Source organism: Escherichia sp. WS568 (assembly GCF_046486085.1).
GTDB classification, from domain to species: Bacteria; Pseudomonadota; Gammaproteobacteria; order Enterobacterales; family Enterobacteriaceae; genus Escherichia; species Escherichia coli.
On sequence record NZ_JBJQMC010000009.1, the window covers coordinates 177,913 to 192,796 of the forward strand.

Annotated in this window: 16 protein-coding genes and 1 pseudogene; 12 read left to right on the top strand and 5 right to left on the bottom strand. The window is 53.4% G+C overall.

Annotated features, from left to right (window positions below):
* The first annotated feature begins 30 nt into the window (after positions 1 to 30).
* The 4 genes from ACJHWR_RS12685 to yfeX all read left to right on the top strand — a co-directional run bounded on the left by ACJHWR_RS12685 (position 31) and on the right by yfeX (position 2,523).
* Positions 31 to 456: a GNAT family acetyltransferase gene (locus tag ACJHWR_RS12685; RefSeq protein ID WP_000406000.1), complete on the top strand. Its 426-nt coding sequence runs from the start codon at positions 31 to 33 to the stop codon at positions 454 to 456.
* Positions 443 to 892, top strand: coding sequence for a DUF2919 domain-containing protein (locus tag ACJHWR_RS12690; protein WP_001296281.1), 450 nt, complete (start codon positions 443 to 445; stop codon positions 890 to 892). The genes ACJHWR_RS12685 and ACJHWR_RS12690 overlap by 14 nt, the downstream gene beginning before the upstream one ends.
* Positions 893 to 952: 60 nt before the next feature.
* The gene (locus tag ACJHWR_RS12695) at positions 953 to 1,528 is read left to right on the top strand and encodes an RpoE-regulated lipoprotein (protein ID WP_000838948.1); all 576 of its coding nucleotides are present in this window, start codon (positions 953 to 955) and stop codon (positions 1,526 to 1,528) included.
* Positions 1,529 to 1,623: 95 nt separating this feature from the next.
* On the top strand, positions 1,624 to 2,523 hold the full coding sequence (gene yfeX / locus ACJHWR_RS12700) for a porphyrinogen peroxidase (RefSeq protein WP_000084590.1): 900 nt from the start codon (positions 1,624 to 1,626) through the stop codon (positions 2,521 to 2,523).
* Between the two features lie 57 nt (positions 2,524 to 2,580).
* On the opposite strand, the gene pbp4b is transcribed toward yfeX, so the two are convergent.
* From pbp4b to murQ, 3 genes are read right to left on the bottom strand one after another with little or no spacing between them, the layout of a single operon-like run.
* Positions 2,581 to 3,882: a penicillin binding protein PBP4B gene (gene pbp4b / locus ACJHWR_RS12705; RefSeq protein WP_012311710.1), complete on the bottom strand. Its 1,302-nt coding sequence runs from the start codon at positions 3,880 to 3,882 to the stop codon at positions 2,581 to 2,583.
* Positions 3,883 to 3,886: 4 nt separating this feature from the next.
* Positions 3,887 to 5,311, bottom strand: coding sequence for a PTS N-acetylmuramic acid transporter subunit IIBC (gene murP / locus ACJHWR_RS12710; RefSeq protein WP_001040469.1), 1,425 nt, complete (start codon positions 5,309 to 5,311; stop codon positions 3,887 to 3,889).
* A 3-nt stretch (positions 5,312 to 5,314) separates the two neighbouring features.
* The gene (murQ, locus tag ACJHWR_RS12715) at positions 5,315 to 6,211 is read right to left on the bottom strand and encodes an N-acetylmuramic acid 6-phosphate etherase (RefSeq protein WP_001175609.1); all 897 of its coding nucleotides are present in this window, start codon (positions 6,209 to 6,211) and stop codon (positions 5,315 to 5,317) included.
* Positions 6,212 to 6,374: 163 nt separating this feature from the next.
* Here murQ and murR point away from each other — a divergent pair, with 163 nt between their 5' ends.
* From murR to cysM, 7 genes are all read left to right on the top strand, one after another.
* Positions 6,375 to 7,232: an HTH-type transcriptional regulator MurR gene (gene murR / locus ACJHWR_RS12720; RefSeq protein WP_000966459.1), complete on the top strand. Its 858-nt coding sequence runs from the start codon at positions 6,375 to 6,377 to the stop codon at positions 7,230 to 7,232.
* A 128-nt stretch (positions 7,233 to 7,360) separates the two neighbouring features.
* Positions 7,361 to 8,152 carry an SDR family oxidoreductase UcpA gene (gene ucpA, locus ACJHWR_RS12725; protein WP_000517443.1) on the top strand — a complete coding sequence of 264 codons (792 nt, stop codon included), beginning with the start codon at positions 7,361 to 7,363 and terminating at the stop codon, positions 8,150 to 8,152.
* 157 nt (positions 8,153 to 8,309) lie between these two features.
* Entirely contained in the window at positions 8,310 to 9,326 is a 1,017-nt protein-coding gene (gene cysP / locus ACJHWR_RS12730; protein WP_000290223.1) for a thiosulfate/sulfate ABC transporter substrate-binding protein CysP, read from the top strand.
* Positions 9,326 to 10,159, top strand: coding sequence for a sulfate/thiosulfate ABC transporter permease CysT (gene cysT, locus ACJHWR_RS12735; RefSeq protein WP_000458420.1), 834 nt, complete (start codon positions 9,326 to 9,328; stop codon positions 10,157 to 10,159). Before cysP ends, cysT begins: the two co-directional genes overlap by 1 nt.
* The gene (cysW, locus tag ACJHWR_RS12740) at positions 10,159 to 11,034 is read left to right on the top strand and encodes a sulfate/thiosulfate ABC transporter permease CysW (RefSeq protein ID WP_000852691.1); all 876 of its coding nucleotides are present in this window, start codon (positions 10,159 to 10,161) and stop codon (positions 11,032 to 11,034) included. Before cysT ends, cysW begins: the two co-directional genes overlap by 1 nt.
* Positions 11,024 to 12,121 (top strand): sulfate/thiosulfate ABC transporter ATP-binding protein CysA, encoded by a 1,098-nt coding sequence (cysA, locus tag ACJHWR_RS12745; RefSeq protein WP_000021031.1) that lies wholly within the window; start codon positions 11,024 to 11,026, stop codon positions 12,119 to 12,121. The genes cysW and cysA overlap by 11 nt, the downstream gene beginning before the upstream one ends.
* 133 nt (positions 12,122 to 12,254) lie before the next feature.
* Entirely contained in the window at positions 12,255 to 13,166 is a 912-nt protein-coding gene (gene cysM / locus ACJHWR_RS12750) for a cysteine synthase B (protein WP_001600269.1), read from the top strand.
* A gap of 2 nt (positions 13,167 to 13,168) precedes the next feature.
* On the opposite strand, the gene ACJHWR_RS12755 is transcribed toward cysM, so the two are convergent.
* On the bottom strand, positions 13,169 to 13,537 hold the full coding sequence (locus tag ACJHWR_RS12755) for a YfeK family protein (RefSeq protein WP_000719965.1): 369 nt from the start codon (positions 13,535 to 13,537) through the stop codon (positions 13,169 to 13,171).
* A 104-nt stretch (positions 13,538 to 13,641) separates the two neighbouring features.
* Here ACJHWR_RS12755 and pdxK point away from each other — a divergent pair, with 104 nt between their 5' ends.
* Positions 13,642 to 14,493 (top strand): pyridoxine/pyridoxal/pyridoxamine kinase, encoded by an 852-nt coding sequence (gene pdxK, locus ACJHWR_RS12760; protein WP_000096680.1) that lies wholly within the window; start codon positions 13,642 to 13,644, stop codon positions 14,491 to 14,493.
* 33 nt (positions 14,494 to 14,526) lie between these two features.
* Here the strand turns inward: pdxK and ACJHWR_RS12765 are convergent.
* Positions 14,527 to 14,884 (bottom strand): annotated as a pseudogene (locus ACJHWR_RS12765) (IS4 family transposase); the annotation flags it as partial.

The window sequence follows — 14,884 nt, forward strand, 5'->3', positions numbered from 1 at the left end:
CTTTTAACCCGCAAAAAGGTAACGAATACCATGGAGATACGCGTATTTCGCCAGGAAGATTTCGAAGAGGTCATCACCCTTTGGGAGCGTTGCGACTTGCTGCGTCCGTGGAACGATCCGGAAATGGACATCGAGCGTAAGATGAACCATGACGTCAGTTTGTTTCTGGTCGCTGAGGTAAACGGTGAAGTGGTCGGAACGGTGATGGGCGGTTATGACGGGCATCGCGGGTCTGCTTATTATCTTGGCGTGCATCCAGAGTTTCGTGGGCGTGGGATTGCTAATGCGTTGCTTAATCGGTTGGAGAAAAAGCTGATTGCTCGCGGCTGTCCGAAAATTCAGATCAACGTGCCGGAAGATAACGACATGGTGCTCGGAATGTATGAACGCCTGGGATATGAACACGCCGACGTGCTGAGTCTGGGTAAGCGTTTGATTGAAGATGAAGAGTACTGAGTTTCATCCTGTCCATTATGATGCGCACGGTCGCCTGCGTTTACCCTTGCTCTTCTGGCTTGTGCTATTGCTTCAGGCGCGAACCTGGGTGCTGTTTGTCATTGCCGGTGCGTCGCGCGAGCAGGGTACTGCGCTGCTAAATCTGTTTTATCCCGATCACGATAATTTCTGGCTGGGGTTGATTCCCGGTATTCCGGCGGTGCTGGCATTTTTGCTGAGTGGTCGGCGGGCTTCATTTCCCCGTATCTGGCATGTGCTCTATTTTCTGTTGCTGTTGGCGCAGGTGGTTTTACTTTGTTGGCAACCGTGGCTGTGGCTGAACGGTGAATCCGTTAGCGGTATCGGTCTGGCGCTGGTAGTGGCGGATATCGTGGCGTTAATCTGGCTGCTGACCAATCGACGTTTACGCGCTTGTTTTAATGAAGAAAAAGAATAACGGCACTTTTTGGTGAATTTGCACTCCAAGCAACGTTATTGAATAACCAAAGGAAGTGACATGAAATCGCTGCGTTTAATGTTATGCGCTATGCCGTTGATGCTGACCGGCTGTTCCACGATGTCGTCAGTTAACTGGTCGGCCGCTAACCCGTGGAACTGGTTTGGATCATCCACCAAAGTGAGCGAGCAGGGCGTGGGTGAATTAACGGCGTCCACACCACTGCAAGAACAAGCCATTGCTGATGCGCTTGATGGCGATTATCGCCTGCGCAGCGGAATGAAAACCGCGAACGGCAACGTGGTGCGCTTTTTTGAAGTGATGAAAGGCGACAACGTGGCGATGGTGATTAACGGTGATCAAGGCACGATCAGCCGCATTGATGTGCTGGATAGCGATATTCCTGCTGACACCGGTGTTAAAATCGGTACACCGTTTAGTGACCTTTACAGCAAAGCATTTGGCAATTGCCAAAAGGCCGACAGTGATGATAATCGTGCCGTCGAATGTAAAGCCGAAGGCAGTCAACATATTAGCTACCAGTTCAGCGGGGAATGGAGTGGCCCTGAAGGGTTAATGCCTTCGGACGATACCCTGAAAAACTGGAAAGTCAGTAAAATTATCTGGCGGCGTTAATTTGCGTCTGAACAAACCGCCGCCGCGAAAAAACACGTAAAATAGCGCACAACAATGCCACGGATTGCGTGGCATTATTATTTTCAGGAGGAACAATGTCTCAGGTTCAGAGTGGCATTTTGCCAGAACATTGCCGCGCGGCGATTTGGATCGAAGCCAACGTGAAAGGGGAAGTTGACGCCCTGCGTGCGGCCAGTAAAACATTTGCCGACAAACTGGCAACTTTTGAAGCGAAATTCCCGGACGCGCATCTTGGTGCGGTGGTTGCCTTTGGTAACAATACCTGGCGCGCTCTGAGCGGCGGCGTTGGGGCCGAAGAGCTGAAAGATTTTCCGGGCTACGGTAAAGGTCTTGCACCGACGACCCAGTTCGATGTGTTGATCCACATTCTTTCTCTGCGTCACGACGTGAACTTCTCTGTCGCTCAGGCGGCGATGGAAGCCTTTGGTGACTGCATTGAAGTGAAAGAAGAGATCCACGGCTTCCGTTGGGTTGAAGAGCGTGACCTGAGCGGCTTTGTTGACGGTACAGAAAACCCGGCGGGTGAAGAGACGCGCCGCGAAGTGGCTGTTATCAAAGACGGCGTGGATGCGGGCGGCAGCTATGTGTTTGTGCAGCGTTGGGAGCACAACCTGAAACAGCTCAATCGGATGAGCGTTCACGATCAAGAGATGATGATCGGGCGCACCAAAGAGGCCAACGAAGAGATTGACGGCGACGAACGTCCGGAAACCTCTCACCTGACCCGCGTTGATCTGAAAGAAGATGGCAAAGGGCTGAAGATTGTTCGTCAGAGCCTGCCGTACGGCACCGCCAGTGGCACTCACGGTCTGTACTTCTGCGCCTACTGCGCGCGTCTGCATAACATTGAGCAGCAACTGCTGAGCATGTTTGGCGATACCGATGGTAAGCGTGATGCGATGTTGCGTTTCACCAAACCGGTAACCGGCGGCTATTACTTTGCGCCGTCGCTGGACAAGTTGATGGCGTTGTAAGCGTTTCTGATTCATTGATTAAAGGCCAGCCAGTAACACAACTGACTGGCCTTTTTATTACTGCTTTAACGCCGCATACACCTGATCAACTACCCAACCATAAGTTGCAATCGGTAGCTGACCGCTTTCGAACATATTGGGATTTTTTTGTGGATCGGCAACTGGCGAATGTGGCTTGTTGCTTAACATCACAATCGCCATATGATTCACCGGATCGATAACGGTCACCGTCCCGGTCCAACCTGTGTGACCGTAGGTTTGCGGGCTTGCCAGCGTGCCAAACGTCGGCGTCATGGTGGCATTACCATTCACGCGCCAGCCAAGGCCAAAAGTGGCATCTTCCTTAGAGCTGGTGGTGAACATCTTCACCGTTTCTGCATTGAACAGCTGCACATCACCATAGCCACCGCCGTTCAGCATCGTTTGCATTAACACCGCAATATCGCCGGTATTGGAAAACAAACCTGCGTGCCCGGAAACACCGCCCATCGAATAAAAGGCTTTTTCATCGTGCACCTGACCCCAGAGAGTGGAGGTGCGGATATTCGGGAAGTGAATCACGCCATCGCGGGTATTGCCGTTCAGTTCCGTGGCGGCAATTTGCTGTGGTTTAAAGCCTTTCAACAGCGGATTAAACACCGTATGCGTCAGGCCGAGCGGGCGATAAATCGACTCTTCAACATAGTGGTCAAGCGGCTGACCGGTGACCGACTCGACGATAAATCCAAGCAGCATATAATCGACATCGCTGTAGATATGCTTGCTGCCGGGCTGATACTCCAGCGGCGTGCGCTTGATCATCTCCAGCGTCTGGCCTTTATCCTGGGAATATAACGCGCCCGCGACCGCTTTATTCGGGTATTGCGGATCTGCCGGGAAACCGCCGCTGTGATGCAGCAGATCAGAAATCCGCAGCGTGTTTTTGCCTTTGATCGCATCGTTCGGGCTGTCGGCAAACCCTGGAATATATTTCGCAATCCGATCGTCAGGATGCAGTTTGCCTTCGCTCATCAGCTTTTGCAGCGCGAAGTTAGTGGCGTACATCTTGGTGTTTGAGGCCAGATCATACAGCGTCCCGGTGGTGGCTTTTACAGGCTGCGCCATTAACGCGCTGCCATCGTACTTTTTCGCCGCGCCCCAGGCTTTGCGATAAACAATCTGATTATCTTTTATAATCAGCAGGTTTACGCCGGGATAACCGGCATCAACTTGCTGGCTTATCCAGCGATCCATCTGATTAAGCCGTTCGACGTTAAACCCTGCCTTCTCTGGCGAACTTTCTGTCAGAACAGGGTATTTTGCGGCGCTGACGCTACAGCTGACAGCCAGCAGAGAAAGATAGAGCATTGTCCGTTTCATATTATCAGTCCAGATTGACGTTACGGCAGCCAAAGAGCGTGGTGAAAATAAACCCGCAAACCCATGCCACCAGAATCCCGCCTGCATAAACCGCCATTGCAGGAAGGATACCTTGTGCTGAGGTCATCAGCGGCAGCGCCACCAGACCAGACGGCCCAAAGGCGCTGTTTAAGCCCATCGGCAGACCCCACCAGGCTATCAGTCCGATAAACAAACCGCCCGCCGCGCCGCCTAAGCAAGCGGTAACAAACGGTTTCATGCGGGGCAGGGTGACGCCGTAAATCAGCGGTTCGCCAACGCCCAGCAGACCAGGAATAATCGCCCCGCGGACCTGACTGCGTAATGCGCTATGCGGTTGCGCCCGCCAGTAGAGTGCCAGCGCCGCGCCCACCTGGCCCGCGCCTGCCATTGAAAGGATGGGAAATAAGCTGTTGAATCCCTGACTGTCCATTAACGCGAGGTAAACAGGAATAAAGCCCTGATGTACGCCAAATACCACGGCGATCAGGAATAGCCCGGCTAAAACCGCACAACCGAGCGGATTACTGTTCAGGTGCATAAACAGCCACGACATACCTTCGAATAACCAGCCGCCCAGCGGCATAATGATCAGGTACGCAAGCGTAGCGGTGATTAGCAGGGTGATTAACGAGGTCAACAGCATGTCGAGATCGTCGGGCATAAAGCGGCGCACCATGCCTTCGATGCGGGCGCAGGCCCACGCGGCAATCAACACGCCGATAATATTGCCGCGCGGATCGATGGGCAGACCAAAGAAATCGTGAAATCCGGCGTAGTAACCCGTGGTTGCAGCTGGGTTATAACCGAGCAAAAAGAGCGCGGCGATAATTGCGCCATTGACGCCCGTGCCGCCGAATGCCTGGGCCGCGTTATAGCCCACCAGAATCACCAGGAAGGTGAACAGGCCTTTGCTGAACACCTTCATAAAATTCAGCGCATCGGGTAGTGTTCCCTGAGCATCTGCCGGAACGTGCATCACCGTGGCAATTAACGTCGCTATTCCCAGCAACAGACCAGCGGCAATAAAACCGGGGATCAGCGGCGTGAAGATGGTGGCGAATTTGGCGAGAAATTGTTGCACGCCGGAGGTTTGTTTGGCTTTTAACTGACGTTTATTCTGAGCGGCGATCTCTGCGGCATCCTGTATCGGTGCTTCGCCCAGCAACTCGCTCATGGCTTTTGCGGCACGATGCGCTTTGCCTGGCCCAAAAACCACCTGTACCTGATCGCTGGTCAAAATGACCCCCTTCACGCCTTCCAGCGTTTTGATATTGGGATCAACCAGTGAACTGTCATGTACACCCAGACGCAGGCGCGTCATACAGTTACCACAACTGGCGATATTTCCCGGTCCGCCGACCCGGGTAAGAATGGTGTTCAGAAGTTCACTGCTGATCTCTTTAGCCATGGGTTATTCCTTTTCCAGAGCCTTGCGAATAAAACCGCCGTGTTGATCCAGGCATTTTTTAGCTTCATCGGCATCGAGATTTTTCAGTACCATCACAATGGCCGTTTTACAGTTGCGCTTGCAAGCAATTAACGCTGTTTCCGCTTGTTCGGCGCTACATCCGGTGGCGTTTTTAACGATATTGACCTGGCGCACATGCAATTTTTCGTTGGTGGCGACCACATCGACCATCAGGTTGCCGAACACTTTGCCGGATTTAATCATCAGCCCGGTAGAGAGCATATTGAGCACCAGTTTCTGCGCTGTGCCTGCTTTCATTCGCGAAGAACCGGTAACCACTTCGGCACCAACCACCGGCGTAATAGCAAACTCAGCGGTGGTGGAAACCGCGCTCCCTGGATTACAGGAAATTCCCACTGTGCGGCAGCCGAGCTGGTGTGCGTATTCCAGTCCGGCAATTACATACGGCGTGCGACCACTGGCCGCAATGCCAACCACCACATCCTGCGCGGTTAAGCCGATGTTTTTCAGATCGTTAACACCACCTTCCCGGCTATCTTCAGCGCCTTCCACCGCGTGCTGAATGGCATATTCGCCTCCAGCAATCAAACCAACCACCAAACCCGGTTTCACGCCGTAGGTCGGCGGACATTCGCTGGCATCAAGAATCCCCAGACGACCGGATGTTCCCGCACCGAGATAAATCAGACGACCGCCGCCGCTTACCTGGGCGTGGATAACATCGATTGCCGCGGCGATATCCGGCAGTACGCGCTCAACGGCAAGCGGCACGGTTTTATCTTCATCGTTGATAATCCGGCACATTTCCAGCGTTGATACGCGGTCAATTTCAGCCGAGGCGGCATTCGAGCCTTCAGTAATCATCTTTTCAAGTTGCATCGGTGGTGACCTTACTATTTACGATCAAATAATTGCAGATGTATGGAATCATATATCCCGAATTGACAGACTTAAAGGAATCATTGAGTCTACACTCGCAGAGTGTGAAGAGCGTCATAAGAACTTAAGCGGAATTTTTGCTGCCAGCCCAGGAGAGTGGAAGATGTTGTACCTGACGAAAATACGCAATGCGGAAAGTGAATTTACCGGGAACGAGCAAAAAATTGCTGACTTTCTGCGGGCCAACGTGAGTGAGCTGAAATCCGTCTCTTCGCGCAAGATGGCGAAACAGCTCGGCATCAGCCAGTCGAGTATTGTGAAGTTTGCCCAGAAGCTCGGCGCGCAAGGATTTACTGAATTGCGTATGGCGTTAATTGGCGAATACAGTGCCAGCCGGGAGAAAACGAATGCCACGGCGCTGCACCTGCACAGTTCGATTACCAGTGATGATTCGCTGGAAGTGATTGCCCGTAAACTGAATCGCGAAAAAGAGCAGGCGCTGGAGCAAACCTGCGCGTTGTTTGACTACGCGCGGCTGCAAAAAATCATTGAGGTCATCAGTAAAGCACCGTTTATCCAGATAACGGGCCTGGGCGGGTCGGCGCTGGTGGGGCGCGATCTGTCGTTCAAACTGATGAAAATTGGTTATCGCGTGGCCTGTGAGGCCGACACCCACGTACAAGCCACCGTTTCTCAGGCGCTAAAAAAAGGCGATGTACAAATCGCTATCTCTTACAGTGGCAGTAAAAAAGAGATTGTCTTGTGCGCCGAGGCAGCGCGAAAGCAGGGGGCGACGGTGATTGCCATTACCTCATTAACCGATTCCCCGCTGCGGCGGCTGGCGCATTACACCCTCGATACCGTTTCTGGCGAAACCGAATGGCGCAGCTCGTCGATGTCCACCCGCACGGCGCAAAATTCTGTTACCGATTTACTGTTTGTTGGCCTTGTGCAACTCAATGATGTGGAGTCATTGAAAATGATTGAGCGCAGCAGTGAGCTAACGCAACGCCTGAAATGATGCATAAAGCAGCGACTGGATTGAGATTTTCCTGAATTAGTGAGCTGATCCGCAGCAATATTTTGTTTATCCTGTATTTTCAGAGGGAATGGAGTGTAACGCTCTGTATTAACAAGGAGAGCATTAAAATGGGTAAACTCACGGGCAAGACAGCACTGATTACGGGCGCATTGCAGGGAATTGGCGAAGGAATTGCCAGAACTTTTGCGCGTCATGGCGCAAACCTAATCTTGCTGGATATCTCCCCTGAGATCGAAAAGCTGGCGGACGAACTGTGTGGTCGTGGTCATCGCTGTACGGCGGTTGTCGCCGATGTGCGTGACCCGGCGTCGGTCGCCGCAGCTATCAAGCGTGCGAAGGAAAAAGAAGGGCGCATTGATATCCTGGTGAATAACGCAGGCGTTTGTCGTCTGGGAAGTTTCCTCGATATGAGCGATGAAGATCGCGATTTCCATATTGATATCAATATAAAAGGCGTATGGAACGTCACGAAGGCGGTGTTGCCGGAGATGATTGCCCGCAAAGATGGTCGCATTGTGATGATGTCTTCAGTCACTGGCGATATGGTGGCCGATCCGGGTGAAACGGCGTATGCCTTAACGAAAGCGGCGATTGTTGGCCTGACTAAATCGCTGGCGGTGGAGTACGCGCAGTCTGGTATTCGCGTTAACGCCATCTGCCCCGGATACGTTCGCACGCCAATGGCGGAAAGCATTGCCCGCCAGTCGAACCCGGAAGATCCAGAATCGGTGCTGACTGAAATGGCGAAAGCAATCCCGATGCGTCGCCTCGCCGATCCGCTGGAAGTCGGCGAACTGGCGGCCTTCCTCGCATCGGATGAATCCAGCTATTTAACCGGTACACAGAATGTGATTGATGGCGGCAGCACACTGCCGGAGACGGTTAGCGTCGGCATCTGATTCACCTCTGTTTCCTCCCTGCATTTGTGGGGAGGATTTCGTCTTATTCCCTTTTCAACTTCCAAATCACCAAACGGTATATAAAACCGTTACTCCTTTCACGTCCGTTATAAATATGATGGCTATTAGAAAGTCATTTAATTAATAAGGGTGCGCAATGGCCGTTAACTTACTGAAAAAGAACTCACTCGCGCTGGTCGCTTCTCTGCTGCTGGCGGGCCATGTACAGGCAACGGAACTGCTGAACAGTTCTTATGACGTCTCCCGCGAGCTGTTTGCCGCCCTGAATCCGCCGTTTGAGCAACAATGGGCAAAAGATAACGGCGGCGACAAACTGACGATAAAACAATCTCATGCCGGATCATCAAAACAGGCGCTGGCGATTTTACAGGGCTTAAAAGCCGACGTTGTCACTTATAACCAGGTGACCGACGTACAAATCCTGCACGATAAAGGCAAGCTGATCCCGGCCGACTGGCAGTCGCGCCTGCCGAATAATAGCTCGCCGTTCTACTCCACCATGGGTTTCCTGGTACGTAAGGGCAACCCGAAGAATATCCACGACTGGAACGATCTGGTGCGCTCCGACGTGAAGCTGATTTTCCCGAACCCAAAAACCTCCGGTAACGCGCGTTATACCTATCTGGCGGCATGGGGCGCAGCGGATAAAGCTGACGGTGGCGACAAAGCCAAAACCGAACAGTTTATGACCCAGTTCCTGAAAAACGTTGAAGTGTTCGATACTGGCGGTCGTGGCGCGACCACCACTTTTGCCGAGCGCGGCCTGGGCGATGTGCTGATCAGCTTCGAGTCGGAAGTGAACAACATCCGCAAACAGTATGAAGCGCAGGGCTTTGAAGTGGTGATTCCGAAAACCAATATTCTGGCGGAATTCCCGGTGGCGTGGGTCGATAAAAACGTGCAGGCCAACGGTACGGAAAAAGCAGCAAAAGCTTACCTGAACTGGCTCTACAGCCCGCAGGCGCAAACCATCATCACCGACTATTACTACCGCGTAAATAACCCGGAGGTGATGGACAAACTGAAAGACAAATTCCCGCAGACCGAACTGTTCCGCGTGGAAGACAAATTTGGCTCCTGGCCGGAAGTGATGAAAACCCACTTCACCAGCGGCGGCGAGTTAGACAAGCTGTTAGCGGCGGGGCGTAACTGATGTTTGCAGTTTCATCAAGACGCGTGCTGCCGGGCTTTACCTTAAGCCTCGGCACCAGTCTGCTGTTTGTTTGCCTGATTTTGCTGCTGCCGCTCTCCGCGCTGGTGATGCAGCTCTCTGAGATGAGCTGGGCGCAGTACTGGGAGGTGATCACCAACCCGCAGGTGGTCGCAGCCTATAAAGTGACGCTGCTGTCGGCGTTTGTCGCGTCGATTTTTAACGGCGTTTTCGGTCTGCTGATGGCGTGGATCTTAACCCGCTATCGCTTTCCGGGCCGCACGCTGCTTGATGCGCTGATGGATTTACCCTTTGCGCTGCCAACGGCAGTCGCCGGTTTAACGCTGGCCTCGCTCTTTTCCGTGAACGGTTTTTACGGTGAATGGCTGGCGAAGTTTGATATCAAAGTCACCTATACCTGGCTGGGGATCGCGGTGGCGATGGCCTTTACCAGCATTCCGTTTGTGGTGCGTACCGTGCAGCCGGTGCTGGAAGAGTTAGGCCCGGAATATGAAGAAGCGGCGGAAACGCTTGGCGCAACGCGCTGGCAGAGTTTCTGCAAAGTGGTGCTGCCGGAACTTTCTCCGGCGCTGGTGGCGGGCGTGGCGCTGTCGTTTACCCGTAGTCTTGGTGAATTTGGCGCGGTGATTTTCATCGCCGGGAACATTGCCTGGAAGACGGAAGTGACGTCGCTGATGATTTTTGTTCGCTTACAGGAGTTTGATTACCCGGCGGCGAGCGCGATTGCTTCGGTGATCCTCGCGGCATCCCTGTTGCTGCTGTTCTCAATTAACACTCTGCAAAGTCGCTTTGGTCGGCGTGTGGTAGGTCATTAATGGCGGAAGTGACACAATTGAAGCGTTATGACGCGCGCCCGATTAACTGGGGCAAATGGTTTCTGATTGGCATCGGGATGCTGGTTTCGGCGTTCATCCTGCTGGTGCCGATGATTTACATCTTCGTGCAGGCGTTCAGCAAAGGGCTGATGCCGGTTTTACAGAATCTGGCCGATCCGGACATGCTGCACGCCATCTGGCTGACGGTGATGATTGCGCTGATTGCCGTGCCGGTGAACCTGGTGTTCGGCATTCTGCTGGCCTGGCTGGTGACGCGCTTTAACTTCCCCGGACGCCAGTTGCTGCTGACGCTGCTGGACATTCCGTTTGCCGTGTCGCCGGTGGTTGCCGGTCTGGTGTATCTGCTGTTTTACGGCTCTAACGGCCCGCTCGGTGGCTGGCTGGATGAACATAATCTGCAAATTATGTTCTCCTGGCCGGGAATGGTGCTGGTCACCATCTTCGTGACCTGTCCGTTTGTGGTGCGCGAGCTGGTGCCGGTAATGTTAAGCCAGGGCAGCCAGGAAGACGAAACAGCGATTTTGCTGGGCGCATCTGGCTGGCAGATGTTCCGTCGCGTCACGCTGCCGAACATCCGCTGGGCGCTGCTTTATGGCGTGGTGCTGACCAACGCCCGCGCGATTGGCGAGTTTGGTGCGGTGTCGGTAGTTTCCGGCTCGATTCGCGGCGAAACACTTTCGCTGCCGTTACAGATTGAATTGCTGGAGCAGGACTACAACACCGTCGGCTCCTTTACCGCTGCCGCGTTGTTGACGCTGATGGCGATTATCACCCTGTTTTTAAAGAGTATGTTGCAGTGGCGTCTGGAGAATCAGGAAAAACGCGCGCAGCAGGAGGAACATCATGAGCATTGAGATTGCCAATATTAAGAAGTCTTTTGGTCGCACCCAGGTGCTGAACGATATCTCACTGGATATTCCTTCTGGTCAGATGGTCGCGTTGCTGGGGCCGTCCGGTTCCGGGAAAACCACGCTGCTGCGGATTATCGCCGGGCTGGAGCATCAAACCAGCGGGCATATTCGCTTCCACGGCACCGACGTTAGCCGCCTGCATGCGCGCGACCGTAAAGTCGGTTTCGTGTTCCAGCATTACGCGTTGTTCCGCCATATGACGGTATTCGACAATATCGCTTTTGGCCTGACGGTGCTACCGCGTCGCGAGCGCCCGAATGCGGCGGCGATCAAAGCGAAAGTGACAAAATTGCTGGAGATGGTGCAGCTTGCCCATCTGGCAGACCGCTATCCTGCGCAGCTTTCCGGCGGCCAGAAACAGCGTGTGGCGCTGGCGCGCGCGCTGGCTGTAGAACCGCAAATTCTGCTGCTTGATGAACCGTTTGGCGCGCTGGATGCGCAGGTGCGTAAAGAGTTGCGTCGCTGGCTGCGTCAGTTACATGAAGAGCTGAAATTCACCAGCGTGTTTGTGACCCATGACCAGGAAGAAGCGACCGAAGTAGCCGATCGTGTAGTGGTGATGAGCCAGGGCAATATCGAGCAGGCTGATGCACCGGACCAGGTCTGGCGCGAACCAGCGACCCGTTTTGTACTCGAATTTATGGGCGAAGTTAACCGCCTGCAGGGAACCATTCGCGGCGGGCAGTTCCATGTTGGCGCACATCGCTGGCCGCTGGGCTATACACCTGCGTATCAGGGGCCAGTGGATCTCTTCCTGCGTCCGTGGGAAGTGGATATCAGCCGCCGTACCAGCCTCGATTCGCCGCTGCCGGTACAGGTACTGGAAGCCAGCCCGAAAGGCCACTACACCCAATTAGTCGTGCAGCCGCTGGGGTGGTACAACGAAGCGCTGACGGTCGTGATGCACGGCGACGACGCCCCGCAACGTGGCGAGCGTTTATTCGTTGGTCTGCAACATGCGCGGCTGTATAACGGCGACGAGCGTATTGAAACCCGCGATGAGGAACTTGCTCTCGCACAAAGCGCCTGATAGGTTGAGTGAATGTTAAACGCCCGGAGGCGCTTCCCGCGATCCGGGCTTTTTAATGGCAAGGTTTGTAACCTGTAGGTCTGATAAGACGCGCAAGCGTCGCATCAGGCAACACCACGTATGGACAGAGATCGTGAGTACATTAGAACAAACAATTGGCAATACGCCTCTGGTGAAGTTGCAGCGAATGGGGCCGAATAACGGCAGTGAAGTCTGGTTGAAACTGGAAGGCAATAACCCGGCAGGTTCGGTAAAAGATCGTGCGGCACTTTCGATGATCGTCGAGGCGGAAAAGCGCGGCGAGATTAAACCGGGTGATGTGTTGATCGAAGCCACCAGTGGTAACACCGGCATTGCGCTGGCAATGATTGCCGCGCTTAAAGGCTATCGCATGAAATTGCTGATGCCCGACAACATGAGCCAGGAACGCCGTGCGGCAATGCGTGCCTACGGTGCGGAACTGATTCTGGTCACCAAAGAGCAGGGCATGGAAGGTGCGCGCGATCTGGCGCTGGAGATGGCCAATCGTGGTGAAGGAAAGCTGCTCGATCAGTTCAATAATCCTGATAATCCCTTCGCCCATTACACCACCACCGGGCCGGAAATCTGGCAGCAGACTGGCGGGCGCATTACCCATTTTGTCTCCAGCATGGGAACAACCGGCACTATCACCGGCGTTTCACGCTTTATGCGCGAACAATCCAAACCGGTGACCATTGTTGGCCTGCAGCCGGAAGAAGGCAGCAGTATTCCGGGCATTCGCCGCTGGCCTGCGGAATATCTGCCGGGGATTTTCAACGCTTCGCTGGTGGATGAGGTGCTGGATATTCATCAGCGCGATGCGGAAAACACCATGCGCGAACTGGCAGTGCGGGAAGGAATATTCTGTGGCGTCAGCTCCGGCGGCGCGGTTGCCGGAGCACTGCGGGTGGCAAAAGCTAACCCCGGCGCGGTGGTTGTGGCGATCATCTGCGATCGCGGCGATCGTTACCTTTCTACCGGGGTGTTTGGGGAAGAGCATTTTAGCCAGGGGGCGGGGATTTAAGATTATTGCGCAGGCACCGTTTTATCCGTCTGCGCAATTAACGCATGTAAAAAAGGCTGTGCGTTCTCATCGCTCTTACCGGGCATCTTCACGATATACGGCTTCCCGGTAATCGATGACGACGAGGCCACCTTGTCAATAAACTGCTCGGCTGTATCAATGCGATTACGGGTATTGCCCAGCTTCAGTCGCAGATGAGAAACCGCTTCATCGCAGGTATGTTCATCACCGTTACGCACAAATATTAAATCCTTTTTCTGTGCTAATCCCTCCAGCATAGCGTTGATACGGGCTTCTTCATGGGCCGTTAACTTCGCATAAGCGGGGAGTGTCATTAGCAGCGTAACGACCAGACAAATGATTTTCTTCACTGAATTACCTTATCCTTGTTTTGTAATAGCCGATTTGACTGCCAGAATCAGGTAAAGTTTCGGTTGGAATACGATGAGGATCATCGGCAAGGAGAAAAAATTAAATGAGTAGTTTGTTGTTGTTTAACGATAAGAGCAGGGCACTGCAGGCGGATATCGTTGCCGTGCAGTCGCAGGTAGTGTACGGCAGCGTAGGCAACAGCATTGCGGTGCCTGCTATCAAACAGAACGGCCTGAATGTCTTTGCCGTGCCGACGGTATTGCTGAGCAATACGCCGCATTATGACACTTTCTACGGTGGTGCGATTCCGGATGAATGGTTTAGCGGTTATTTGCGTGCGCTTCAGGAGCGTGATGCGCTGCGCCAACTTCGTGCTGTAACCACGGGCTATATGGGAACGGCATCGCAAATCAAAATCCTTGCCGAGTGGCTGACTGCGCTACGCAAAGACCATTCTGACTTATTGATTATGGTCGATCCGGTGATCGGCGATATTGATAGCGGAATTTATGTCAAACCTGACCTTCCCGAAGCGTATCGACAATATTTACTGCCGCTGGCGCAGGGAATTACCCCCAATATCTTTGAGCTGGAAATCCTGACCGGTAAAAATTGCCGCGATCTCGACAGTGCCATTGCTGCCGCAAAAAGTCTGCTTTCAGACACATTAAAATGGGTGGTGATTACCAGCGCCTCCGGTAATGAAGAAAATCAGGAGATGCAGGTGGTGGTGGTCAGTGCCGACAGCGTGAATGTCATTTCCCATTCACGGGTTAAAACTGACCTGAAAGGGACTGGCGACCTGTTTTGTGCTCAGCTTATCAGTGGTTTGCTGAAAGGGGAGGCGTTAACCGATGCGGTGCACCGCGCGGGGTTGCGCGTACTGGAAGTGATGCGCTATACCCAGCAGCATGAGAGCGATGAATTGATTTTGCCGCCGCTGGCGGAAGCATAAAAAAATGGCGCCGATGGGCGTAATGCCAGTCAGTTAAGCAACTGACTGGCTCTTTTTCGGGGCTGTGGGGTATTTCCAGGGCCTCTCCTTTACCACTCTCGGGAAGGCCCTTTCCCTTCTTGTCGGTAATTTCACAAGTTGTCCCATACTTGCAAGATCGCGCATCAGCTCCGGTATACGTCCCGGTGAAGCGCCCTGCAATGTCATCAGCATTCTCATCACCATTCCACATGATTCTGAGAAACTCAGTTGATTCGGCCAGTAACCTTTCAGATGTTCCGCCATTTTAATCATCTGATATCTCACCAGATTATAAGCCAGTAAGACACCCCACAGCTCTTGCTCCACAAGCTCCGGTTTTTTACTTCTCAGCGTCAGCCTGCTCAGTTGC